Source organism: Bacillus sp. AFS059628, assembly GCF_002571225.1.
In the GTDB taxonomy this organism is placed as follows: domain Bacteria; phylum Bacillota; class Bacilli; order Bacillales; family Bacillaceae_G; genus Bacillus_A.
In genome coordinates, this window is record NZ_NVEC01000013.1 from 24,220 (window position 1) to 48,437 (window position 24,218).

Genomic DNA, 24,218 nt, shown 5'->3' on the forward strand with positions numbered 1-24,218 from the left:
AATCACCAACTGTTAGACATAGTATTTTACACATTAGTTCTTCTATGCACGTCGAATTGCATTTTTTTATCTAATATTAGGCATTTATGACTTCTTTTTTTACATCTGGCAAGCCTTTTAATAAATTTTCAGCAATTGTTAACCACTTCGATGTCTCTAAGCCATTTGTTTTCATAACGATTTTCAATTGTGATCCTTCCATTCCTAGACCAATCATACGTCCAAAACTATTTCCAAGCATGAATAATTTTCCACCATCAATATTTTGACTCGCTTGTTCTGAGAACAGAATTGTTACTTCAAATTTATTTTGCTTAATTAACTCAATTTGTTCTTTCATTGCCAACACTTTAATATTTGCGATTTGTAATAAGTAACCAACTTCTTGCGGGTAATCACCAAATCTATCTATCATCTCTTCCTGCAATTCTTCGATATCCTCAATTGCAGAAACACCTCTAAATTGTTTATACATCATAATTTTTTGTTTACTATCTGAAATATAAGCATCCGGTAAATATGCATCTACTTCTAAATCAATTTCAACATTAACTGTATTTTCAACTCCGTCTGTTCCTCTACGCTGTTCAATTGCATCTTTTAACATTTGAGAATATAAATCAAAGCCGACAGAATCAATAAATCCATGTTGTTCGGCTCCTAATAAGTTACCCGCACCACGAATTGATAAGTCTCTCATCGCAATTTTGAAACCTGATCCAAGCTCTGTGAACTCTTTAATAGCTTGCAGACGCTTCTCAGCAACTTCTGATAACACCTTATCTCGTTTGTATGCAAAGTATGCATACGCAACACGATTAGAGCGTCCAACACGTCCACGGAGCTGATACAACTGTGATAATCCCATACGATCCGCATCAAATACAATTAACGTATTTACATTCGGAATATCTACACCCGTCTCAATAATCGTTGTACTTACAAGAACATCATGCTGCCCTTCTAAAAACGATAGCATAACAGATTCTAATTCACTTTCGTTCATTTTCCCGTGTGCATAAGTTACACGCGCATCTGGAACTAACATCGAAATTTCATCTGCTTTTCGTTCGATATCCTCTACACGGTTATACAGGAAGTAAACTTGACCACCTCTTGCAAGCTCTCGTTCTATCGCTTCTCGCATTAATGCTGGATTATACTCTACTACATATGTTTGAACTGGGAAACGATTTTCCGGCGGCGTCTCAATAACAGATAAATCACGCACACCAAGCATAGACATATGGAGCGTACGCGGAATTGGAGTTGCCGTTAATGTTAATACATCGACATTCGCTTTTAATTGTTTAATTTTTTCTTTATGCGTTACACCAAATCTTTGTTCTTCATCAATAATAAGAAGACCTAAATCTTTATAAGTAACATCTTTAGACAAAATACGATGTGTTCCGATTACAATGTCTACTGTGCCATCTTTTAGGCCCTTAATCGTTTCATTTTGCTGTTTTCTCGTACGGAATCTACTTAACAATCCTATATTGATTGGATAATCTTGAAAACGCTCTCGAATCGTTTCATAGTGTTGTTGTGCAAGGATCGTTGTCGGCACTAAAATTGCAACTTGCTTTTCATCCATAATCGCCTTAAACGCCGCACGAATAGCCACTTCTGTCTTTCCATACCCTACATCGCCACAAAGAAGCCTATCCATTGGACGCCCTCGTTCCATATCCTTTTTAATCTCTTCAATAGAACGTAATTGATCCTCTGTCTCTTGATACGGGAAAGAAGACTCAAATTCTTGTTGTTCTGCCGTATCTGGTGTATATGCATAACCCTTTGAAGCTTCGCGCTCTGCATATAGTTTAATTAAGTCATCTGCAATATCTTGTACAGATTTTTCAACTTTCGTTTTGACCTTCTTCCAATCGTTTCCGCCCAATTTATAAACTTTCGGATCCTTACCTTCAGATCCTACATATTTTTGCACTTGGTCAATTTGTTCAATTGGAACGTATAACTTATCATTACCTTGGTATTTAATATTTAAATAATCTTTATGAACACCATTAATCTCTAATGTCTCGATACCTAAAAATTTACCTATACCATGATTTACATGAACTACATAATCCCCAACTTTTAATTCCGAATAACTTTTAATACGTTCAGCATTAGATAACTTTTGCTTACGTTGTGATTTTTTAACTTTCTTATGAAAAAGTTCTTTTTCAGTAATGACAACAAGTTTTTGCATCGGCATTTCAAACCCTGCATGTAAATCACCTACAGCAATTTGCAACCTTCCAGGCAATAATATATCTGTGCCCTCTACAATATCTGCCTCAATATCATAGTCACTTAAAATATGTTGTAGTTTTTTTACACGTTCATCATCTGTACCTAACACAACCGTCGTAAAATGCCCTTCGTTCCATCTATCAATTTCAGTTTTCAATAACTGCATCTGTCCATGGAAATCTTGCATTGTTTTACATGTTACATTCACAATGTTTTGTGGGTGTGTATGGGCGATATGACGTAAGAATAACGTTAAATATACAAAGCTTCTTTTTTTATGATGAAGAAATTCTTCAAACGAGTGGGAGAAAGATAAATCTTGAATAATCGTTCCCTCACCAAGAAGTGATATATACCATTCCGCCTCTTCCGTTTCAAGATGTGATGCTGTTTCTTGAATACGGGAAATCTCATCTAAAATCACAACACCATCTTCTGGTAAATAATCTATCAGACTAGCAGGTTCGTTATAGAAAATAGATAAATATTTAAACATCTGTTCTATACTTTGCCCGTTTTTTAACATCTCAATTTCATGACTTACCGTCTCAAGCACTGTAGTCTTCAATTTATCATCGGAAAGTTTTTGCATCGTCTTAGTTAAGCCTTCTTCAAGATGCTTAATTCCCGATTTCACTTCTTCCTGTGAAAATAAGAACTCCGTTGCTGGACCGAATCTAACACTTTCTTTTTTATCTTGAGAGCGCTGTTCATCCACATCAAATAATCGAATAGAATCGACTTCTGTGTCGAAAAATTCAATACGAACTGGTAACTCTTCAGTTAGTGGATAAATATCTAATATTCCCCCGCGTAAACTAAATTCCCCAGGAGCTTCTACCATCGACTTACGCTCATAGCCAATATGATGTAAGGTATGCAAGAATGTATCTAAATCAATCTCTTGCCCTAGACTGATTTCGATTTGCCTTTGCTTCCACAATTCTTTCATTGGTAAAAATCTGCGTAACCCTGCGACTGGTGCTACAATAATCCCATGCTCTCCTGCAGCTAAGCGATTTAATACTTCAATGCGTTGTGCCTTCAATTCTGGGCTTGCAACACCAAGTTCTGATGCTATCAATTCATTTACTGGGTATAGCCACACATCTTTTTCACCAAGTAACGCCACTAAATCTTCGTGTACTTTTTGTGCTTGATATAAATTATGCGTCACAATAAGTTGTGATTTTTTTGTTTTTTTATATAAGGCCGCCATTAATAACGAACGAGAAGAGGTTGCCATACCTGATACAAGTTGCTCTTTTAAACCATCTTCTAATCCATTAATAACCGATTGGATCTCTTCATTTTTATAAAATTGCTCTAATAAACCTATCATTTTCAAAACCCCTCTCAACATAAAGAGCAAGCCACTGTATTTTATGCAAATATTTCGGAAAAAGAAAACAGAAAAATGCTTTGGACATGCCAAAGCGCCAACATTTTATTGCAGAAATTTTTCATATTCATAATACTCAGGATAAGATGCGAGCGTTTCTTGACACAATTCACAAATCGTTTGTATATATATATTTCCATTCTCATGAAAATGAATCATCTCTACTACTTCTTGCTCTGTTAGTTGAAATAAAACGTCGCTATATACTTTTTCTGCGGTAACGGAGCCTACATTACTCCCGCAATGTCTGCAATAATAATACCCTTCCATACTAGCCTCCTATAAAATCCAATTACTGCTAGTATGGGTAAAAATAAAATAAAATATTCTCAATCATACCCTTAACTATTGAAAGTATTCATGATTTGAAGAAAAGGTTTATTTAACCATTCTTCACATGCATCCGCCGCTTTTTCAATAGAATGATTAACATCAGGAATTTCTTCTGATGTAAAACGTCCTAATACGTAATCTACTACCTTCATTCCATTTTTCGGACGATCAATTCCCATGCGGATACGTTGAAACTCTTGTGTTCCTAAATGTGAAATTGTTGATTTCACACCATTATGTCCACCAGCGCTACCTTTCATACGAAGGCGTAATTTACCTACAGGGATGTCTAAATCATCATACAGAACAACGAAGTCCTCTACATCAATTTTGTAATAATCCATAAGCGGACGAATACTTTCCCCAGATAAATTCATATATGTAAGTGGCTTTAATAAGATTACTTTTTCTCCATTAACAAATCCTGCACCAAATACTCCTTTAAACTTTTGTTCGTTTAAAGAAATATTCCAACGCTTTGCAAGTTCATCAATTGCCATAAACCCAATATTATGCCTTGTTAATTCATATTCTCTACCCGGGTTCCCAAGTCCTACTATCAATTTCATTCTTGTACCACTACTTTCTTTTTTCGATACGAAAAGACGTAACCAATCTTGGTTACGTCTCATTCTATCCAATTAATTGAATAATACACTTACAGATTCTTCTTCGTATACACGAATGATTGCTTCTCCGATTAGTGGAGCAACTGAAAGTTCATGTACTTTGTCGATCTTCTTCTCTTCTGGTAATACGATAGAGTTCGTTACAACTAACTCTTTAATATTTGAGTTTTGAATACGCTCAATTGCTGGACCAGATAATACTGGGTGTGTACAGCAAGCATATACTTCAGAAGCACCGTTCTCAACAAGAGCGTTTGCTGCTAATGTAATTGTACCAGCTGTATCAATGATGTCATCAATTAAAATTGCTGTTTTACCTTCAATATTACCGATAATGTTCATTACCTCTGATACGTTTGGACGAGGACGACGCTTATCAATAATAGCGATTGGTGCTTTTAGGCGATCTGCCATTTTTCTAGCACGAGTTACCCCACCGTGATCAGGTGACACGATTACGATATCTTTAAGACCTTTTGTTTCAAAGTAATCTGAAAGAATCGGTACACCCATTAGGTGGTCGATTGGGATATCAAAGAACCCTTGAATTTGTGGAGCATGTAAATCTAGAGTGATTACACGAGTTGCACCTGCTGTTTCAAGCAAGTTTGCTACAAGTTTCGATGTAATTGGTTCACGAGAACGCGCTTTACGGTCTTGACGCGCATAACCATAGTAAGGAATAACAATATTAATTGTTTTTGCAGATGCACGCTTTAATGCATCGATCATAATAAGTAATTCCATGATATGTTCGTTTACTGGGAAGCTTGTAGATTGAATAATGAATACATCGCAACCACGGATACTTTCTTCAATGTTAATTTGAACTTCTCCATCACTAAAACGATCAACAGAACATTTTCCTAGCCCTACTCCAATGTGCTTTGCAATTTGCTCCGCAAGTTCCTTATTAGAGTTTAAAGAGAATACTTTCAAATTAGAATTTAGATATTGAGTCGACATCTAGATTAACCCTCCACATTATGATTTTTTCTTATTCAGCAATTGATCAACATAGTCTTCTTTGTTAACTTGACGTGCACGTGCTACAGATAATGCTTTTGATGGAACATTCTCTGTAATTGTAGAGCCTGCTGCCACATAAGCACCATCTTCAACTGTTACAGGAGCAACAAGGTTTGAATTACATCCAATAAATACCCCGTTACCAATCACAGTTTTGAATTTATTCTTACCGTCATAGTTCACCGTAATTGAACCACAACCAAGATTCACGTCTTCTCCAATTTGTGCATCCCCGATATAACTTAAGTGTGAAGCTTTACTTCTATTACCAAAAACAGTTTTTTTGATTTCCACGAAGTTTCCAACGCGTACTTCATCTCCAATAACTGAATCTGGGCGAATATGTGCAAATGGACCAACCGATACTTCTGTACCAAGTTTACTATCATGTACAGTAGATTGACGAATTGTCGTACGATCTCCAATTTCACTATCGCGAATTACTGTATGCGGTCCAATTTCACAATCAGAACCAATTACAGTGTTTCCCTCAATAATTGTTCCTGGATGAAGAACTGTATCACTACCGATAATTGCATCAGCAGAAATATATGTGTTACTTGGATCGATAATTGTAACACCATTTACCATATTCTTTCGGTTGATACGGTTTTTCATAATAATTTCCGCTTGCGATAGAGCGACTCTGTCGTTAACACCTAACGTTTCATCGAAGTGCTCTGTTTGATAAGCCGATACAATATGACCTTCATTTTTTAAAATCTCAATAACATCTGGCAGGTAATATTCACCTTGTACGTTATCATTTGAAACTTTAGAAAGTGAAGCAAATAAAGCTTTATTATCAAAACAATACGTACCTGTATTGATTTCTTTAATAGCTAATTCTTTCTCATTTGCATCCTTATGCTCAACAATCTTTTCAACATGACCGTTCTCATTACGAACGATACGACCATATCCAGCAGGTTCTTCTATGTACGCTGTTAGCACCGTTGCCATTGCCCCTGCTTCTTTATGTTGCTGAAGTAATGCTTCCATCGTTTCAGCAGTTATTAGCGGTGTATCACCACAAATAACTAAAGTTGTTCCTTCTTCATTTGCAAGTACACTTGCAGCTTGATCTACAGCATGCGCTGTACCAAGTTGTTCTGCTTGTAATGCAAACTCACTTACGTTTCCTAGCTGTTCTTGTACCATTTCAGCACCATGTCCTACGACTGTTACAAGTTTCTGCAATCCTAATTGAGATACTTGATCGACAACATGTTGTACCATAGGTTTTCCACATACAGGATGAAGCACCTTGTATAGCTTAGACTTCATACGTGTGCCTTTACCTGCAGCTAGAATCACTGCAAATCTGTTTGACATATAGACCCTCCATCGCAACCTATTTATCCATTAAAGATATTATCCTAAATCATCATATATTTCAAGAAACACATTTTAACTATTAAATTTTACCATAATTCTTATAAGATGTTTTACTCTTTAGTATCTTTTTTAAGAAATAAGCTATACTATTTAAAATGATTTTGAAAAAATTAGAAGTTTCCCTTCTTCTTTTATTTAATTTAGAATTTTCTAAACAAAATATATGTATAAACATAAAAAAACAAACCCCTGTAAATGCTTACAGGAGTTTGTTGCAAAATTATAGGGCTTCTCTAAAAAGCCCTTTTCATTCGAATTTTACGAAGCACCCGCTTCTTCAAACTCAACCTCTTCTAACTCGCCTAAACGATGATACTCTGTTAAAACCGCATCTTGAATTTTAGAGCGTGTACCAGAATTAATTGGATGTGCAATGTCACGGAACTCTCCATCTGGAGTACGTTTACTTGGCATTGCTACAAATAATCCATTATTACCATCAATTACACGAATATCATGAACAACAAATTCATGGTCTAGAGTAATAGAGGCAATTGCTCTCATGCGGCCTTCTGTGTTTACGCGGCGTAATCTTACGTCAGTCACTTCCATCTTGTGTTCACCACCCTTTTCTAAATAAGCGATATATTTGTATAAATTCCACAAAATTTCTAATTTCCCTTTAATTTTTTAAAAATTTTTAAGATAAAAATTTTTAATGTAATTGAATATAGAGATTAGTGGAGGTTATCGCTTACAAAGGACTACTTAACTAGGGCAATTACCTCAATTTCAACTGAAACATCTTTCGGTAATTTTGCTACTTGTACACAAGAACGAGCTGGCTTATGAGCAGAGAAATAAGAACCGTATACTTCATTAACAGCATTAAAATCATCCATATCTTTTAAGAATACTGTTGTTTTTACTACTGTATCAAATGAAGCACCTGCTTCTTCTAATACTGCTTGTAAATTTTGAAATACTTGCTCTGTTTGTACTGTCACGTCTCCCGCTACAAGCTCTCCACTTGCAGTTAACGGAATTTGCCCTGAACTGTAAAACATATTATTTACAATAATTCCTTGTGAATATGGTCCAATCGCTTGTGGTGCATTGTTTGTTTGAACAACTTTCATATTTTTCACCCTTTTATTATTTATTTTTACTCTTTAAAAATAGTGCACGAAAAGCAGTTTGTCCATCTATTTTATAATTTATAAATAGAATAAAAAAAGATAAAGCTATTTGCTTTACCTTTTTACTCAGCCTCTACAAGCCCCTCATCAAATGGTGCCAATGAATAATTTCCTTTTTCTACTTGAATCGCTTTTTCTTTTACATCAACTTCTGATAAGCGAATTAATGATACAAAGTTGTTAATTAGTCTTTCTTCAATATCAGTAGACTCTACTAATACACCAATACCAACAACATTGGCCTTAAACTCTTCTAACATACTCATCATACCTTGAATGGTTCCGCCAGCTTTCATGAAGTCATCAATAATTAAAACATTTGATCCTTCTGGAAGGCTACGCTTTGCTAGCGTCATTGTTTGAATGCGCTTAGAAGAACCTGACACATAGTTAATACTAACAGTTGGACCTTCTGTCACCTTATTATCTTTCCTTGCAATTACTACCGGTACATCTAAATAGTTCGCCACTGCATAAGCAAGTGGAATCCCCTTTGTTGCCACCGTCATAACTGCATCAATTGGTTGCCTAGCAAAAACAGAAGCAAACAAACGACCTGCGCCATTAATATGACGAGGATTACTTAAAAGATCTGTCATATATAAGTAACCACCAGGCAAAATACGATCTGGATTTTCAAATAAGCTACACAGCTCACCAATAATTAGATCTGCCTCTTCCTCACTTATATATGGTATATATTTCACTCCTCCTGCTGCTCCTGGTATCGTTTGCAATGTGCCGACCCCTTGTTGTTCAAACGTTTGCTTAATAATAACTAAATCTTCACTAATAGAAGACTTAGCTGATTGATACCTTTCAGCAAAAAAAGTGAGAGAAACTAGCTGACGAGGGTTTTGTAACAAGTAATAAGTCATATCGACTAATCTTGTACTTCGTCTAATTTTCATACTCTCACCTCAAATCACGAATATTCTAAACAAATCATAACGTATTATACGTCTTTATTCAAGCGTTTCTCGTTCTCCTAATAAACGTACTGCGTATACTTGTTCACAAAATCCTTTTAATCCGTTATATATACGATGCATTCGCGAGTCATGGTGCACAAGACCGAATACAGTTGGACCACTTCCACTCATTAATACGGCATCCGCCCCAAATCGCTTCATCTGTGCCTTAATACGTGCAACTTCAGGATGCATCGCAAACGTTACATCTTCTAAAACGTTACCAACACTATCACAAATCCCTTTGTAGTCCCCGGCATTTATGACATCAACCATTTTATCTACATTCGGATGTGTAACTCGATTTAACTTTAAATTCCCATACACATCAGCAGTAGATACACCAATATGAGGTTTTGCTAAAATAACCCAGCAAGAAGGTGGAGTTTTTATATGCTCAATTTGCTCTCCTCTTCCAGTGGCAATTGCTGTCCCACCATACACGCAAAATGATACATCTGATCCAATTTCTGCGCCAAGCTCTGCTAATTGATCAATTGTAAGCCCTAAATTCCATAATTTATTAAGGCCACGTAATGTCGCTGCTGCATCACTACTTCCACCTGCTAATCCAGCTGCTACTGGAATCGTTTTTTCAATAGTAATAGATACGCCTTTTTTCACATTAAACTTCTCTTTTAATAATCTCGCTGCTTGATAAGCTAAATTTCTTTGGTCGTCTGGGACATACCGATTATGGGATAAAATTTCAATACGGTCTTCTGCTAATTCCATTAGTTCTAAACGATCCGCTAAATCAATTGTTGTCATAATCATTTTCACTTCATGATATCCGTCTTGTCTTTTTCCCAGTACATCTAACGACAGATTAATCTTTGCTGGTGCTTTCACTAGTAGCTTCAATCTATTCACCCACTCTATGTACTCAATCTTTTATCGTTTATTTTACCATAAATTTATAGTAAGACGATGACACTTCCCTAATTATAACGAAAAGCATTCAGAATGAAACTACTTATGTAAAATGATGGCACCTTTTATAGTACAAAAAGCCGAGGAATCACTCCTCGGCTACCGTAGCATAGAAAGTATCTTACAACTACTGGTTTTGTTTCATTAATTGCTGTTCTGCAATTTCTATAGCACGTTTCACCATGTTACCAGCATCTTTCGCACGAATTCCGCCCCATCCTTCTTTTTGAACAACATCATAAAAGCCTAGCTCTTTTGCAAGCTCTTCTTTAAATTGATTTGACATGACACCTCTTCGTCTACTCAATGCAGAGTCCCTCCTTATTTTGCTACGGTATAATTAGTATGCAAAATAATATAGCTTTTCATTTGTGGGAATATATGTAACGATACATGGATTATAAAATCGCTTCATTATGAGGTTCACCATAAAATGTTAACTCTACTGTCTCTGTTAAAACATCCGCATAGCTATACGATACACGTTGCAATGCATCTTCTTGTTGATCCAGTTGTACAACAAAAACAGAGCGATACGTTTCTGCAAGTACACCTGATTGTTCTACAGTTTTTCTTCTCCCACTGTTTGCCTTTAACATCAGTCTCTGTCCAAGATGGTGATCTAATTCGCTTTTAATTTCATCTAAACGTTTTGACATATACTTTGTTACACCTCGCTGTAATTTAGATTGAATACTTAAAACACGATATATCTATCCCAATTATTAACCGCAACTCACAGACAATATCATTATAAAAGCATTATGCGTTCGAATAGATAGAAGAAATACTATATTGTAAAAGTATCATTATGTAGTCTGTGCGTTCTTGTCTCTTTTTATCCAAGCTGATTTAAATCCTTTCTATACAAAAAAGCAAGATACATATGTACCTTGCTTATTCTTCATAATGTTGAAAGGGTAATCCAGTTCGTAAAATCCCCCTTGTCTCAATCCCACCAAGTCCCTTTTCGCCAGTAATCGTATTACGTACAACATCCCATACATTGACTCTCTCCATAAATGACGTAAAACTAATTTTACCAACCACATATACAGGATCTAGTGCGTGAATATTAATTCTAGATGGGGAACTAGCAAAATTAGCACCTGCTCGAATTAATGCTTCAAAGTGTGATTGACATGCCCCAGCAAAAATAACGAGTTGATCCAATGATGGATATTTTTTTCGCACCTCTCGAACAGCCTGTACAAAATGCCTTGAATGCCTATATGCCGCTAAATCTCCCTTTACTCCTTTTGCTTTTGTATATGCATCGTGCCCCGTGATTACTAAAATATCTGGACGGAAATGGTCTATTAAATCTACCACCTTTTCACGCATCTCTGTTTCTTTACAATGAATACCTTGTACAGGAACACCAATTTTATTATATAGGTCTAGACACTTGCGCAAATATAATGGATCTCCATCTATATGCAGTACACGCCCTGGCATTTGAAAATAATTCACCTCACTTGTATATCCACCAGTTGAAGTGTGTTCATGCCTTTGTTTCATTAATACATAATCTTGTTGAAACAAACGATACGTGCGCTCCATTGTTTCTTTCTCACGCTTCGCTCTCTTTTTATGCTCTCGTTGATCTATACTAATTAAATCTTCAAGTGGTGCATCTGCCACCAATCTAATTTCCTCTCCAAATAATATAGCTATCTCGCCTTTTATTTCTATAATACGAAAAAGAATATCCCTATTATGAGAATATCGTTCCACTAATTCTCCAACATGTAAAGCCATTCTTCTACCTCCAAACTCGTTAGGCCATCTTACCTGTTTTTAAAGTATGAATGTAGGAGCGGAAAGGTGACAAAAGGGACAGTTCAAGTTGAACTGTCCCTTTTATATTCTTATGATAATTTATGAAGAACTAATGCATTACTTAATGTTGCAAACTCCTCGATAGATAGCGTCTCGCCTCTTCGTTTTGGATCAATTCCTACCTCTGTTAAAATTCGATCCAACAACTCTTTATCTTTCGGGAAACCATTTAAATTATTGGATAAATTATTCATTAAAGTTTTACGACGCTGTGCAAAACTTGCTCGTACTACTTCAAAGAAGAACGTCTCATCCGTTACTTCTACAACTGGTTTCGGGCGCTTTAGGAGGCGGATAATTGCAGAATCAACATTTGGTTGTGGTACAAACACTGTACGCGGTACAGTCATAACTGTTTCTACCTCTGTATAATATTGAATAGCAATTGATAAAGAACCATACTCTTTCGTTCCAGGTTTAGCAGCTAAACGATCCCCAACTTCTTTTTGCATCATAACAACAAATCCACGAACCGGTAATTTCTCTTCTAGCAATTTAAATAAAATTGGTGTTGTAATATAGTATGGTAAATTAGCTACTACCATTACATCTTGGCCTTCTTCAAATTGCTCACTAAACACCTCATGTACATCTGCCTTTAGTACATCTTTATTGATAACTGTAACGTTGCCATATGGAGCTAACGTCTCATCTAAAATCGGTAATAATCTTTGGTCGATTTCAAAAGCCACCACTTTTTTAGCACGCTTCGCTAATTGTTCTGTTAATGCACCGATACCTGGTCCAATTTCAATTGCACCACTTTCCGGACCAATTTCAGCGTGATCAACGATACGATTTAATACATTCGTATCAATTAAGAAATTTTGTCCTAAACTTTTTTTGAATGAAAATCCATACTTTTCAACAATGTCTTTCGTACGATTTGGCGTTGCGATATCCTTCATTTTCTTTCCTCCTGTATGACTTGCTTATAAGCTTCTGCAAATGATTCCTTTGAAACTTGAAACATTTGTAAACGTTTATGTAACTGTTTTGCGTTTGTATAACCAATCTTTAATAGCTTACCCATTCTTTCTCTGCGACTCTTTGCCATTTCTCCGCCCACTAAACCTGCATCGACTAGATCGCTCCAACTAATTTCACTTGTGTAAGCTTCCATTTCTTCATGTATATTCTCTAAAGCACGGCGAATTGATTCATTAGAAGCATGTTCAATTCCCACACCTTTTTTCCTTTTAGCCAGTGCTTCTTCCTTCGGTAAAAAAGCATGTTTACATCCAGGAACCTTATCAGAAATAATTTTTCGAATACGCTCTCCAGGATAATCCGGATCTGTGAAAATAATAACGCCTCTTTTTTGCAGCGCTAATTTAACTTGCTCAATAACATGATCACCGATTGCTGAACCGTTCGTTTCAATTGTATCCGCATCAACAGCGCGCTTAATCGCAACTGTATCATCTTTACCTTCTACAACGATAATCTCTTTAATTTTCATGCTTGCCTCCACACTCGTTTCGTCTCTACTTAGTAAAACAAAAAAATGACGACTTTTCCATTATTATTTTCCCCATTCTTACATTTTAAAAAATAGAATGTCCAAAACTTTGTTCTCTCTCCTTATTGTAACACTTCCCCATTCGCCCGTATTTTCTCTGTCACTCCCGCTACTTTTTTATAAAAATAAAAAAAGAATGGGTTCTCCCACTCCTTTTTATTCAACACCAAATAAAGCTTTTGCATTTTTCGTTGTCATTTCTGCTACTTCCTCATAAGAAATTCCTTTTAAGTTCGCAATTTCTTCTGCTACGAGTTTTACATAACTTGGTTCATTTCGTTTCCCTCGAAATGGATGCGGTGTTAAATACGGACAATCCGTCTCTATTAACAATTTCTCTAATGGAATCTCCGCAGCAACTTCTTTCGGCTTCTTAGCGTTCTTAAATGTAACTGGTCCGCCTAACGAAATTAAAAAGTTCATATCAACACATCGCTCTGCTACTTCTACACTGCCACTAAAGCAATGCATAATGCCTCCTACTTCAGCTGCATTCTCTTCTTCTAGAATATCAACGATATCTTGAGTTGCATCGCGGTTATGTATAATAATCGGCAATTTTACTTTTTTAGCTAATGCAATTTGTTTACGGAATACGTCTTTCTGAATTTCTTTTGGGGACTTATCCCAATGATAATCTAAGCCCATCTCTCCAAGTGCAACGACTTTAGGATGAGAAGCAAGTTCTTCTAACCAAGCTAAATGTTCTTCTGTCATATCGATTGCATCAACTGGATGCCATCCAACCGCAGCATAAATAAAATCATAAGCTTCCGCTAATTCAATTGCCTTTTTTATCGTTACTTCGTCAAAACCAACAACAACTGTATAAGTAACTCCTGCTTCTTTCATTCGGGCAATAACATCTTGCAAATCTTCTTCAAATTGCTCTGCATTTAAATGTGAATGTGTATCAAACAACATCATACATAACTCCTTTTATATTGAAATCAAGTTTATTCTACAAAAATAAGTTCTTTCATAACTTAACGATAACAATACTACAATCTTAATGCAAAAATTGAGAATGTAAAAAGAAAAAAGACGCTTCACACATGTTACACGTGAAACATCTCTTTTCTTGTCTTAATTACTTGATTTTTGTACCATTTGGTAGATTTTGGTCAATTGATGCTAATGACAATACGCCATTCTCTTCACCTGCTAAAATCATACCTTGTGATAATTCACCGCGTAATTTTACAGGTTTTAAGTTTGTTACACAAATAACCTTTTTACCTTTTAGGTCTTCTGGTGAATAGAATTTTGCAATCCCAGAAACAACTTGACGCTTTTCTGTACCTAAGTCTAGTTGGATTTTTAACAACTTGTCTGCTTTTTTCACAGGTTCAGCAGATAGTACTTCAGCTACGCGTAATTCTACTTTAAAGAAATCATCGATTGTAATTTCTTCTGCTTTCGGTTCTTCTTCTTTTTTCTCTTCTACTTTAGGAGCAGAGGCTTTCATTTGTTCTTTAATGTACTCTACCTCTACTTCCATTTCTAAACGAGGGAAAATTGGGTTACCTTTTTCTACTTTTGTTCCAGCTGGAATGCATCCAATTGTAGACAGGCTTTCCCAAGATGTATGTGCTTCTTCAGTAAGGCCAAGCTGAGCAAACATCTTGCTTGGTGCTACTGTTAAGAATGGCATAAGCATAATACCTGTTTGGCGAAGTACTTCTGCTAAATGAGCCATTACAGAAGCTAACTTTTCACGATCATTCTCATCTTTTGCTAATACCCACGGTTGTGTTTCATCAATATATTTATTCGTACGGCTAACCAATTGCCAAATTGAGCTTAGAGCTACAGAGAATTCCATATTCTCCATTGCTTCTTCTACTTTTTTCAATGTATCCTGTGCAGACGCTACTAACGTTTCATCAAATTCCGTTACATTTGCTTTAAATGCAGGGATTTCTCCGTTAAAGTATTTATCAATCATAGCTACTGTACGATTTAATAAGTTACCTAAGTCATTTGCTAAATCGAAATTAATACGCTCCACAAATCCTTCTGGTGTGAATACGCCATCAGATCCGAACGGAACTTCACGAAGTAAGTAATAACGTAATGCATCTAATCCGTAACGATCGATTAATGTAACTGGATCTACTACGTTACCTTTTGACTTACTCATCTTTCCATCCTTCATTAAAATCCAACCATGAGCAAATACTTTTTTCGGAAGAGGTAAATCTAATGCCATTAAAATGATTGGCCAATAAATTGTATGGAAACGAACGATTTCTTTTCCAACTAAATGCACATCTGCTGGCCAGAATTTCTTATACATCTCTTCATTTTCTGTTCCATAACCTAATGCTGTAATATAGTTAGATAACGCGTCAACCCATACGTAAATAACGTGTTTCGGGTTACCTGGAACACGAACTCCCCAGTCAAATGAAGTACGAGAAACTGCTAAATCTTCTAAGCCTGGTTTAATGAAGTTATTAATCATTTCATTCTTACGAGACTCTGGCTGAATGAAATGTGGATTCTCTTCATAGAATTTTAATAGTCTGTCTACGTATTTACCCATTCTAAAGAAATAAGATTCTTCACGAACAAGCTCTACATCATGGCCACTATCTGGACTTTTTCCTCCAACTACTTTGTCACCTTCCATAATTGGATCTACTAATTGGTGCTCCGTATAGAATGTCTCATCTTGTACAGAATACCAACCTTCATATTCATCAAGGTAAATATCGCCTTGATCTACTAGTTGCTTGAAGATTTTTTCAACAACATCTTTATGACGATCTTCCGTTGTACGAATAAAATCATCATAAGAGATATCCATCTTCTTCCAAAGCTCTTTAATTCCTGCAACGATGTTATCCACATATGCTTGTGGTGTAACATTTAATTCTTCTGCTTTCTTTTGGATCTTCTGTCCATGCTCATCAGTTCCTGTTAAATAATGAACATTATATCCTTGCATACGCTTATATCGTGCCATCGCATCCCCTGCTACTGTTGTATAAGCATGTCCAATGTGTAATTTTCCACTTGGATAATAAATTGGGGTAGTAATATAAAAGGATTTGTTTTCCTTTGTCATTGTTTTGGACCTCCCGGATAACCTCATATGTATTTATAAATAGTATATCAAAAACTTATATATAAAGTGAAACTTTAATCTGTGAGGGTCTTGTTCATTCCCACGGATTATCAACCCACACCAATCGGACTTTTACGAGCAATCCGACTTCCACTTAACTTCTTTGGCCCAGCCGAATTTAAAATTTAGAATCTTACTACTCGTTAATGCAGGATAAAAACAAGTTCATATTTTTATATTTATCATCTATTACTCATATTTCAAGAAAATATACAGTCATTACCTACAATTTATAAACTTTTCTGAAAATAAAGTGAAATAATAGTAGAAATTACTCACATTCTATTATATATAAGAAGTAAGAAATCTATAAATCTTTTTAAAAAATATAGAATTTAAGAATTGACGGAAATGTAAATGATTGGTATCATATGTCCATAGGGTATTTTGTCGAAAAATGACGAATCTAAAAATAGACTCGAAACTTATAAACTATTTCTTTAGGAGGAAAAGAATTATGAAATCTACTGGTATCGTTCGTAAAGTTGATGAATTAGGTCGTGTAGTAATTCCAATCGAATTACGCCGTACTTTAGGTATTGCAGAAAAGGATGCTCTTGAAATCTATGTTGATGACGAGAAAATCATCTTAAAAAAATATAAGCCAAACATGACTTGCCAAGTAACTGGTGAAGTATCTGATGGTAACCTATCTTTAGCTGAAGGTAAAATTATCTTAAGCAAAGAAGGCGCTGAGCAAATCTTAAACGAACTTCAAGATTATATCGAAACAGCAAAATAAGCTTCTCAATTATGAGAAGCTTATTTTTTATCGACATGATAGATTTGATATACATCGCGTTTCGACAAATCTCGATCTTTAGCGACTGTTTTTATCGCCTCTTTTGAATTCATACCTTTTTCGTTTATATAATGTTCAATATGGTCATATACCGAAATAGATTCCCACCATTGTTCTTCTGGAGCAGGTTCTTCCGTTGAACCAGCTACTAAAATACAAAACTCACCACGAACTTCATTTTGTTTCGTCCACTCAATTGCTTCTTCGACTGTTCCACGAATAAATTCCTCGAATTTTTTTGTTAACTCTCGGCATAATACGATTTCTCTATTTCCCAATACTTCTTGCATCGAGATTAAAGTATCATCCAGGCGGTGAGGTGCTTCATAAAACATCATTGTAGTTTGTATATAACGAAGCTTCTCTAACTCCATTTTTCTTTCTTTTTTATTTCTTTGTAAAAATCCATAGAAATAAAACTGTTTTGTTTCAAGGCCTGATGCAATTAATGCTGTAAGGGCTGCATTTGCCCCAGGAAGCGGGATAACATGATACCGTTCCGCTACAGCCTCTACAACAATATCGTAACCTGGATCGGAAATACACGGCATACCAGCATCACTAACAAGTGCTACTGTCTTTCCTTCATCTAACTTATCTAATATTTTCTTCCCACTTACTTCCTTATTATGCTCATGGTAACTCATAACAGGCGTTTCAATTTCGAAGTAATTACAAAGTTTTTTCGTTTGTCTCGTATCTTCAGCAGCAATTAAATCCGCTTCTTTTAAAATTCGGATTGCACGAAATGTCATATCTTCTAAATTCCCAATAGGGGTTGGTACTAAATATAAAACGCCCTTTTCATTTTGTTGAAAACTTTTTTGTTGCCACATAAGGTTCTCCTTTTTGCATATATTCTTCTTTTTGTTTTCTATTTAATTGCTTAAAATAGTACTCTGCTTGCATAGCTGTACGCTTATCTTCATGAAATTCTACGTATTTTAAAGCAACAGGAAGTCTAGCACGCGTATACCTAGCCCCTTTTCCGCTATTATGGGTCTCAATCCGCTTCTCTATATGATTTGTATATCCAGCATAATAACTTCCATCAGAGCACTCTACTACATAAAAACAATGCTTATTCTTCTCCATATAAAATTGAACGAATCTCCTTTGTATATTCATTATTTTCTTCATATACAAAAAGAGGTGGCAATATTTTTAAATCTGCGTTTCCGTCCTTAATTCCTTCAATTAACAATGTATTTGCTTCTTTTCCTGCCTTAGGATAAACAAATCGTACACGCTTTGGTTCAATTTTATACTTACGCATTAATGTAACAATGTCTAGTAAACGACCTGGACGATGTACAAATGCTACTTTCCCGCCTTGCTTTACTAGCTGACTACTTGCAGATACAACATCCTCTAGTGTACACATAATTTCATGACGAGCTATCGCTAAATGTTCATTTATATTTTTTTCAGAAGTTGCAGGTGTTTGGAAATAAGGGGGATTACATGTGACAACATCATATTGATGACGTCCAAGTTTCTCCGGCATATCTTTCAAATCCCCGTGTATTAAGTGAATTCTTTCTTCCAACTTATTGTATTGGACACTTCTTATTCCCATATCATATAAGCGTTCTTGAATTTCTACACCAGTAATATTCCCTTTTGTTCTTGTACTTAATAGAAGGGGCACAACGGCATTACCTGTACACAAATCAAGTAAATTACCTTTTTGAATTGGCACCCAAGCAAAGTCTGCAAGTAAAACAGCATCTAACGAGAAATTAAATACTGATGGGCTTTGTATAATCTTCAAATCTTGTGCTAATAAGTAATCTAAACGTTCATCTTCATATAAATTCATATGTTACTCCTTTTCTTACACTTAACCTACCCTATTTCATCTTCAACTAATAAAGTGAAACTTTAATCAGTGGGGGTTTTCTTCATCCCCACTGATTATTAGCCCTCACCAATCGGACTTTTATGGGCAGTTGATTCCCCACCTAAATTCTTTGCTTTCGCTGAATTTTGAGGTGGGGGTCTTACTGCCCATTAAAGCGGGATAAAAACATATTTCATTCTACTCTCATGTATAAAAAATTACCTTTCCAATTATCATTGGAAAGGTAATTTCACTTTTTATTTAAAAATGACAGGCAGAATAAACAATCTCCCTCTTTACGTACACTTCCATAATGCAGATTACAAATATGAAAACCTTCTTGATATAGTCTTGCTAAATTATCGTAGCCTTCACCAATATCTGTTTTCGGCTTCACTTCTTTACGTTTTTGAGTTTTTTGTTTTTCTTTAATCTGCACTTCTTCAAAGCGGTGTCGCAAATTTTCGTTTTCCATTTTTATATGTTGGTTTTCTTCCAACAACTCTGCAAGATGTTGTTTTAATTCTCCCAACTGTTTGTATAAATGTCCAATTTGCTCTTCCATACTAGAAACCGATGCAAAAATATCTTTTTTCTCCACAAGCACCCACCTCATTAATCTGTGGTTTGACTCGAAACGACCCCTTTATTCACTAACTCATCTAACGTATATTCTACTATCCGTTCCTTGTCTACTAGTTCCACTTGAATTAATCTTTCTAAAATATTTAATCCGATAACACGGCCAGTACCATGCGGGGTTTGTATACGTTGATCTAAATCAGGAAGTTGTTCCTTTGCTGCCTCATATTCATCGTTCTCATATTTTAAGCAACACATTAAGCGACCACATAAACCAGAGATTTTTGCAGGATTTAATGATAAATTTTGATCCTTTGCCATCTTAATAGATACAGGTTCAAAATCCCCTAAAAAAGTAGAACAACAAAGCATACGACCACATGGACCAATACCACCAAGCATCTTCGCTTCATCACGAACACCAATTTGTCTTAGTTCAATTCTTGTCCTAAAAATTGCTGCTAAGTCCTTCACTAGTTCGCGGAAATCAATCCGACCATCCGCAGTAAAGTAGAAAATAATCTTATTGCGATCGAACGTATACTCTACATCTACAAGTTTCATATCAAGATTATGTTCTACTACCTTTTGTTGACAAACTTGATATGCTTCTTTTGCAGCATGTTTGTTCTCTTCAACAATGGTACGATCGTTTTCATTTGCAATACGAATAACCTTTTTTAGCGGTAATACAACGTCGTTTTCATCAACTTGCTTTTTGGTAATAACTACTTTTCCGTATTCAATACCTCTTACCGTTTCTACAATTACAAACTCATTTTCAGAGATATCGAACTGATTTGGATCAAAGTAATACACCTTTCCGGCCTTCTTAAAGCGAACACCTACTACATCATACAAAACGGTCATCCCTCCTGCAACCGCAACACTAACTGTTCGAACACAAGCTGCGCATTTACATTAGCGTTGATTCTATTTTTTGCCTCTAATATATTAAAGAGAGCTGATACAATGCGCTTCTGAGCGTAGGAGAAAGATTCAAACATCTCTTTCTGCTCATGAAAAACAAGACGATCTTCTTCTCCAAGTTGAACATATAATAAATCCTTATAAATAAGGAGTAACATATCTAAACCTTGCTGTAATTGTTCTTTCTCTCCAAAGTGTTTTCCCCATTTTTCTTGTACAAAAAAAATAGAGGCTTTATCTTTTTCGAGCGCTTCACATAATTTTATCACTAAAGCTCGTGCTTGTGCAAACCATTCATCACTACATAAAGCTAAAGCTTCATCAAAACTATTTGTGAGTTGTGCAGCAAGTGTCGATAAAGATGCCGTAACACCTTCATCCTGTAATCTTCTAATTAAAGATTCCGTAGGTAAAGGTCTAAATGTAACAACTTGACAGCGAGATAAAATCGTATTTAAAATTTGATGACTTTGTTCAGTAAGTAAAATAGCTGTTGTATCACTACTTGGTTCTTCTAAAAATTTCAAGAGTGTATTCGCCGCATTTGCTGTCATACGGTCTGCGTGTTCAATAACATATACTTTTTTATTTGCTTCTAATCCTGTTTTTGAAAACTCTTCTTGTAGATCATGAATTTGCTGCTTCTTAATAGATAATCCGTCTGGTTTTACAATATGTAAGTTTGGGTGGTTACCTGAATCAATTCGCTTACAATTTGTACATACATGACAAGGCTCTACCCCATTCCGCTGAGAACAGAGGAAACTCTTTGCCATTTGAATTGCTGTCGCAAACTTTCCTGTCCCTTTCCCTCCCTCTAACAAATAAGCGTGGGATATACGCTCTTTTGCAATGCTATTCATCAACATTTTTACACCGATGGGTTGTATAGCAGAAAGCTGCTCCCACGTCTTCGTCATAATGCATACCTCACTTATTTCATTCTTTCCTTCTATTATAACAATTTATCTTCTATAACCTGAATAACTTCTTCTATAAGTTTTTCCATTGGTTGATCAGCATTTACCAATACAATACGATCCGAGAAACGTTCTACAACTTGTAAGTAGCCCTCACGCACACGTTTATGGAAAGAGATATCTTCCATGTCCAATCGATTCACTTCACGTCCTGCATCTTTTGCGATTCGAGCTAAGCCAACCTCTGGCTCAATATCTAAGTAAATTGTTAAACCAGGCATACAGTCCTCTGTTGCAAAACGATTTATTTCGAACACTTTATCCATACCTAATCCTCTTGCATATCCTTGATATGCTAAAGAGCTATCTATAAAGCGATCACATAATACAAGGTAATCCTGGTTAAGCGCCGGCATAACTTTTTCTACTAAATGCTGTCTACGTGCAGCGGCATACAGAAGCGCCTCTGTACGTGCTTCCATCATCGTATACTCTTGTTTATGTAAAATCGTTCTAATGTCCTCAGAAATTGCAATACCACCTGGTTCTCTTGTCGCCATTACCTTTTGTTCTCTTTGTTCAAAGTATGGTAATAAACTTTGAATTAACGTTGTTTTACCCGAGCCTTCTGGGCCTTCAATTGTTACAAATAATCCCTTCATCCTAAAACCTACTTTCTATATCATACACTTTCATATATTTCGTGTTGCCTTGAAAACGAGCGCCTGCTTTCTCTAAATACATAATTTGCTCTTTATGCTCTGAAGTAATTTTTTCTCCATACATAATCAATGGAATTCCAGGTGGATACGGAATTACCATTTCCGCCGCTATCATCCCAACTGCTTCTTCTACAGATACTACTTTTGTTTCATACCCTTCCAGTTGTTTATATGTATACAGTAAAGGAGAAATTTCTCCTTTATAAGTATAACGAATAGATTCCTTCTTGTCTTTCACCTCATAAGATTGCAATGCCATCCGAATCATCTCTATAGCCTTCATATACTTCTTATTTACTTGCAAGGGCAAAATAAATAAGACATTATATGGATCTGCCATTTCCGTATATATACCGACCTTTTCTAATACAGACTGTAATTCGTATCCCGATAACTGACAACGTGTCTGTACGGTAACCTTTAACTCGTCTTGTAATGGATATTGTAAAATAGCTATTTGTGGAATAGAAGACAATTCTGCTTTAAATTCCCGTAAAAACTCGACAATTTCATCATGTCCCTTTTCTTTTATACGCGCTAATGTAAAGCGTGCAATATCAAGAGAAGTCATAATTGGATACGATGGACTACTAGATTGTAGCATACTTAAATAAATAGAAACTTTTTCTTCTTTCACTAAACTGCTATTTATATGTAAATAGGATCCCATCGTCATCGCAGGTAATGTTTTATGTGCGGAATGAACTACAATATCTGCACCATATGCTAAAGCTGACTTTGGAAATGCCCCGCCTAAACAAAAATGAGCCCCATGTGCTTCATCTACTAAAACAGGGATTTTATGTGCATGTGCATAAGCAATGCTTTCCTCTAAATCCATCCCCATACCATAATAATTAGGATGTGTTAAAATAAGTGCTTTCGCATTTGGATATTTTTCAATTGCTTCCTTAATAACTTCATTATGAATTCCCACGGGTACGTTATAAGCTTCATCAATCCACGGATCTAAAAAAATTGGATTTGCTCCTGCTAATTTTAAACCATTAATAATTGATTTATGACAATTTCTTTGTACAAGAACAATATCATGTTCCCCACAGCAAGACAAAATCATTGCTAAGTTCCCGACTGTTGAACCATTAATTAAAAAATAACTTTTTTTCACTTTATATACATCAGCTAATAATTGTTGTGCCTCTTCTATACATTCAAACGGACTATGTAAATCATCTAACCCTGATAATTCAGTTACATCGATAGATAGTATATCTTTAAACTCCTCTACTGCCTCCTGAGGGAAGTTTAAACCATTTTTATGACCTGGAACATAAAAGGATAATGGCCCCCTTTCTTTAAACTGTATTAATGCCTCATATAAAGGTATGCGATTTTGATTCATCTATATCTCTTCCTTATTATTTCATTCTTTCTCTATTATACAGAACAAAAAAAATAATAGGCATATGCCTATTTAAAAATATGATACTTCTAATTTCCGAAGTTGTTTTAAATAATATATATACTTCGGATCATTTGTCTCCGTATTCACCATGTCTTTTTCACATTCATAACATATTAAATTATTATAAACATATATTCCTTCTTTTCTTTCTGTCTCACAAACAATACAAACTTCGTTTTGTGATTTCATATCCTTCCCTCCCTATTCAAATGAACATATTTCATACTTCTATTCCTTAACAATTTCCAGAAAAATATACATCGATTTCTTATATAATATGATTCATTCGTGGGCAACGTGTTTGTATTATCATGACTTCTTTTTACGTACTGTTTGAAAACACAAAAAAACACGAATCATTTGATTCGTGTTTTAGCTTGCTTGGCGACGTCCTACT

The 24,218-nt window shown here is 35.5% G+C and carries 26 protein-coding genes; 1 reads left to right on the top strand and 25 read right to left on the bottom strand.

All coding sequences use genetic code 11. The annotated features are described in order from the left end of the window. Window positions 1-76: 76 nt before the first annotated feature. The 16 genes from mfd to metG form a co-directional block, all read right to left on the bottom strand. Window positions 77-3,607, bottom strand: coding sequence for a transcription-repair coupling factor (gene mfd / locus COL05_RS06535; protein ID WP_098668008.1), 3,531 nt, complete (start codon window positions 3,605-3,607; stop codon window positions 77-79). Window positions 3,608-3,712: 105 nt separating this feature from the next. Further along, window positions 3,713-3,937 carry an anti-sigma-F factor Fin gene (locus COL05_RS06540; protein ID WP_098668009.1) on the bottom strand — a complete coding sequence of 75 codons (225 nt, stop codon included), beginning with the start codon at window positions 3,935-3,937 and terminating at the stop codon, window positions 3,713-3,715. A gap of 71 nt (window positions 3,938-4,008) precedes the next feature. Next, window positions 4,009-4,569 carry an aminoacyl-tRNA hydrolase gene (gene pth / locus COL05_RS06545; RefSeq protein ID WP_001979768.1) on the bottom strand — a complete coding sequence of 187 codons (561 nt, stop codon included), beginning with the start codon at window positions 4,567-4,569 and terminating at the stop codon, window positions 4,009-4,011. Window positions 4,570-4,641: 72 nt separating this feature from the next. Continuing rightward, window positions 4,642-5,595: a ribose-phosphate diphosphokinase gene (locus tag COL05_RS06550; RefSeq protein ID WP_000107420.1), complete on the bottom strand. Its 954-nt coding sequence runs from the start codon at window positions 5,593-5,595 to the stop codon at window positions 4,642-4,644. A gap of 18 nt (window positions 5,596-5,613) precedes the next feature. Further along, complete coding sequence (glmU, locus tag COL05_RS06555) at window positions 5,614-6,993, bottom strand: bifunctional UDP-N-acetylglucosamine diphosphorylase/glucosamine-1-phosphate N-acetyltransferase GlmU (protein WP_098668010.1); 1,380 nt, start codon at window positions 6,991-6,993, stop codon at window positions 5,614-5,616. Window positions 6,994-7,314: 321 nt separating this feature from the next. Continuing rightward, complete coding sequence (gene spoVG, locus COL05_RS06560; protein ID WP_000454041.1) at window positions 7,315-7,608, bottom strand: septation regulator SpoVG; 294 nt, start codon at window positions 7,606-7,608, stop codon at window positions 7,315-7,317. 152 nt (window positions 7,609-7,760) lie between these two features. Next, complete coding sequence (locus COL05_RS06565) at window positions 7,761-8,135, bottom strand: RidA family protein (protein ID WP_000869808.1); 375 nt, start codon at window positions 8,133-8,135, stop codon at window positions 7,761-7,763. Window positions 8,136-8,257: 122 nt separating this feature from the next. Next, window positions 8,258-9,106, bottom strand: a complete 849-nt coding sequence (gene purR, locus COL05_RS06575) for a pur operon repressor (protein ID WP_000702473.1) — start codon at window positions 9,104-9,106, stop codon at window positions 8,258-8,260. A gap of 54 nt (window positions 9,107-9,160) precedes the next feature. Next, complete coding sequence (gene ispE / locus COL05_RS06580; RefSeq protein ID WP_142337377.1) at window positions 9,161-10,030, bottom strand: 4-(cytidine 5'-diphospho)-2-C-methyl-D-erythritol kinase; 870 nt, start codon at window positions 10,028-10,030, stop codon at window positions 9,161-9,163. 196 nt (window positions 10,031-10,226) lie between these two features. Further along, complete coding sequence (gene sspF, locus COL05_RS06585; RefSeq protein ID WP_001985066.1) at window positions 10,227-10,406, bottom strand: acid-soluble spore protein SspF; 180 nt, start codon at window positions 10,404-10,406, stop codon at window positions 10,227-10,229. A gap of 91 nt (window positions 10,407-10,497) precedes the next feature. After that, window positions 10,498-10,758 carry a biofilm formation stimulator Veg gene (gene veg, locus COL05_RS06590; RefSeq protein ID WP_098668012.1) on the bottom strand — a complete coding sequence of 87 codons (261 nt, stop codon included), beginning with the start codon at window positions 10,756-10,758 and terminating at the stop codon, window positions 10,498-10,500. Window positions 10,759-10,996: 238 nt separating this feature from the next. Further along, a complete protein-coding gene (yabG, locus tag COL05_RS06595) occupies window positions 10,997-11,860 on the bottom strand; it encodes a sporulation peptidase YabG (RefSeq protein ID WP_098668013.1) in 864 nt (287 codons plus the stop codon). A 110-nt stretch (window positions 11,861-11,970) separates the two neighbouring features. Beyond that, a complete protein-coding gene (gene rsmA, locus COL05_RS06600) occupies window positions 11,971-12,849 on the bottom strand; it encodes a 16S rRNA (adenine(1518)-N(6)/adenine(1519)-N(6))-dimethyltransferase RsmA (RefSeq protein WP_071758545.1) in 879 nt (292 codons plus the stop codon). Continuing rightward, window positions 12,846-13,403: a ribonuclease M5 gene (rnmV, locus tag COL05_RS06605; protein WP_000692830.1), complete on the bottom strand. Its 558-nt coding sequence runs from the start codon at window positions 13,401-13,403 to the stop codon at window positions 12,846-12,848. The genes rsmA and rnmV overlap by 4 nt, the downstream gene beginning before the upstream one ends. A gap of 216 nt (window positions 13,404-13,619) precedes the next feature. Next, a complete protein-coding gene (locus COL05_RS06610; RefSeq protein ID WP_098668014.1) occupies window positions 13,620-14,387 on the bottom strand; it encodes a TatD family hydrolase in 768 nt (255 codons plus the stop codon). A 166-nt stretch (window positions 14,388-14,553) separates the two neighbouring features. After that, complete coding sequence (gene metG, locus COL05_RS06615; RefSeq protein ID WP_098668015.1) at window positions 14,554-16,536, bottom strand: methionine--tRNA ligase; 1,983 nt, start codon at window positions 16,534-16,536, stop codon at window positions 14,554-14,556. A gap of 517 nt (window positions 16,537-17,053) precedes the next feature. Here metG and COL05_RS06620 point away from each other — a divergent pair. Next, window positions 17,054-17,338 (top strand): transition state genes transcriptional regulator AbrB, encoded by a 285-nt coding sequence (locus COL05_RS06620; RefSeq protein ID WP_000843036.1) that lies wholly within the window; start codon window positions 17,054-17,056, stop codon window positions 17,336-17,338. A gap of 20 nt (window positions 17,339-17,358) precedes the next feature. On the opposite strand, the gene rsmI is transcribed toward COL05_RS06620, so the two are convergent. The 9 genes from rsmI to COL05_RS06665 form a co-directional block, all read right to left on the bottom strand. Continuing rightward, a complete protein-coding gene (gene rsmI, locus COL05_RS06625) occupies window positions 17,359-18,234 on the bottom strand; it encodes a 16S rRNA (cytidine(1402)-2'-O)-methyltransferase (RefSeq protein ID WP_098668016.1) in 876 nt (291 codons plus the stop codon). Further along, complete coding sequence (locus COL05_RS06630) at window positions 18,203-18,493, bottom strand: GIY-YIG nuclease family protein (RefSeq protein WP_098668017.1); 291 nt, start codon at window positions 18,491-18,493, stop codon at window positions 18,203-18,205. Before COL05_RS06630 ends, rsmI begins: the two co-directional genes overlap by 32 nt. Continuing rightward, a complete protein-coding gene (locus COL05_RS06635) occupies window positions 18,480-19,220 on the bottom strand; it encodes a tRNA1(Val) (adenine(37)-N6)-methyltransferase (protein WP_098668018.1) in 741 nt (246 codons plus the stop codon). The genes COL05_RS06630 and COL05_RS06635 overlap by 14 nt, the downstream gene beginning before the upstream one ends. A gap of 271 nt (window positions 19,221-19,491) precedes the next feature. After that, window positions 19,492-19,842, bottom strand: a complete 351-nt coding sequence (gene yabA / locus COL05_RS06640) for a DNA replication initiation control protein YabA (RefSeq protein WP_000412056.1) — start codon at window positions 19,840-19,842, stop codon at window positions 19,492-19,494. A 14-nt stretch (window positions 19,843-19,856) separates the two neighbouring features. Beyond that, window positions 19,857-20,684: a PSP1 domain-containing protein gene (locus COL05_RS06645; protein ID WP_000272429.1), complete on the bottom strand. Its 828-nt coding sequence runs from the start codon at window positions 20,682-20,684 to the stop codon at window positions 19,857-19,859. A 5-nt stretch (window positions 20,685-20,689) separates the two neighbouring features. Further along, a complete protein-coding gene (holB, locus tag COL05_RS06650) occupies window positions 20,690-21,673 on the bottom strand; it encodes a DNA polymerase III subunit delta' (RefSeq protein WP_087951393.1) in 984 nt (327 codons plus the stop codon). 35 nt (window positions 21,674-21,708) lie between these two features. After that, a complete protein-coding gene (gene tmk / locus COL05_RS06655; RefSeq protein ID WP_098668019.1) occupies window positions 21,709-22,335 on the bottom strand; it encodes a dTMP kinase in 627 nt (208 codons plus the stop codon). 1 nt (window position 22,336) lies between these two features. Next, window positions 22,337-23,758 carry an aminotransferase class I/II-fold pyridoxal phosphate-dependent enzyme gene (locus COL05_RS06660; RefSeq protein WP_098668020.1) on the bottom strand — a complete coding sequence of 474 codons (1,422 nt, stop codon included), beginning with the start codon at window positions 23,756-23,758 and terminating at the stop codon, window positions 22,337-22,339. A gap of 72 nt (window positions 23,759-23,830) precedes the next feature. Then, the gene (locus COL05_RS06665) at window positions 23,831-24,010 is read right to left on the bottom strand and encodes a sigma factor G inhibitor Gin (RefSeq protein WP_000842028.1); all 180 of its coding nucleotides are present in this window, start codon (window positions 24,008-24,010) and stop codon (window positions 23,831-23,833) included. Window positions 24,011-24,218: the final 208 nt, after the last annotated feature.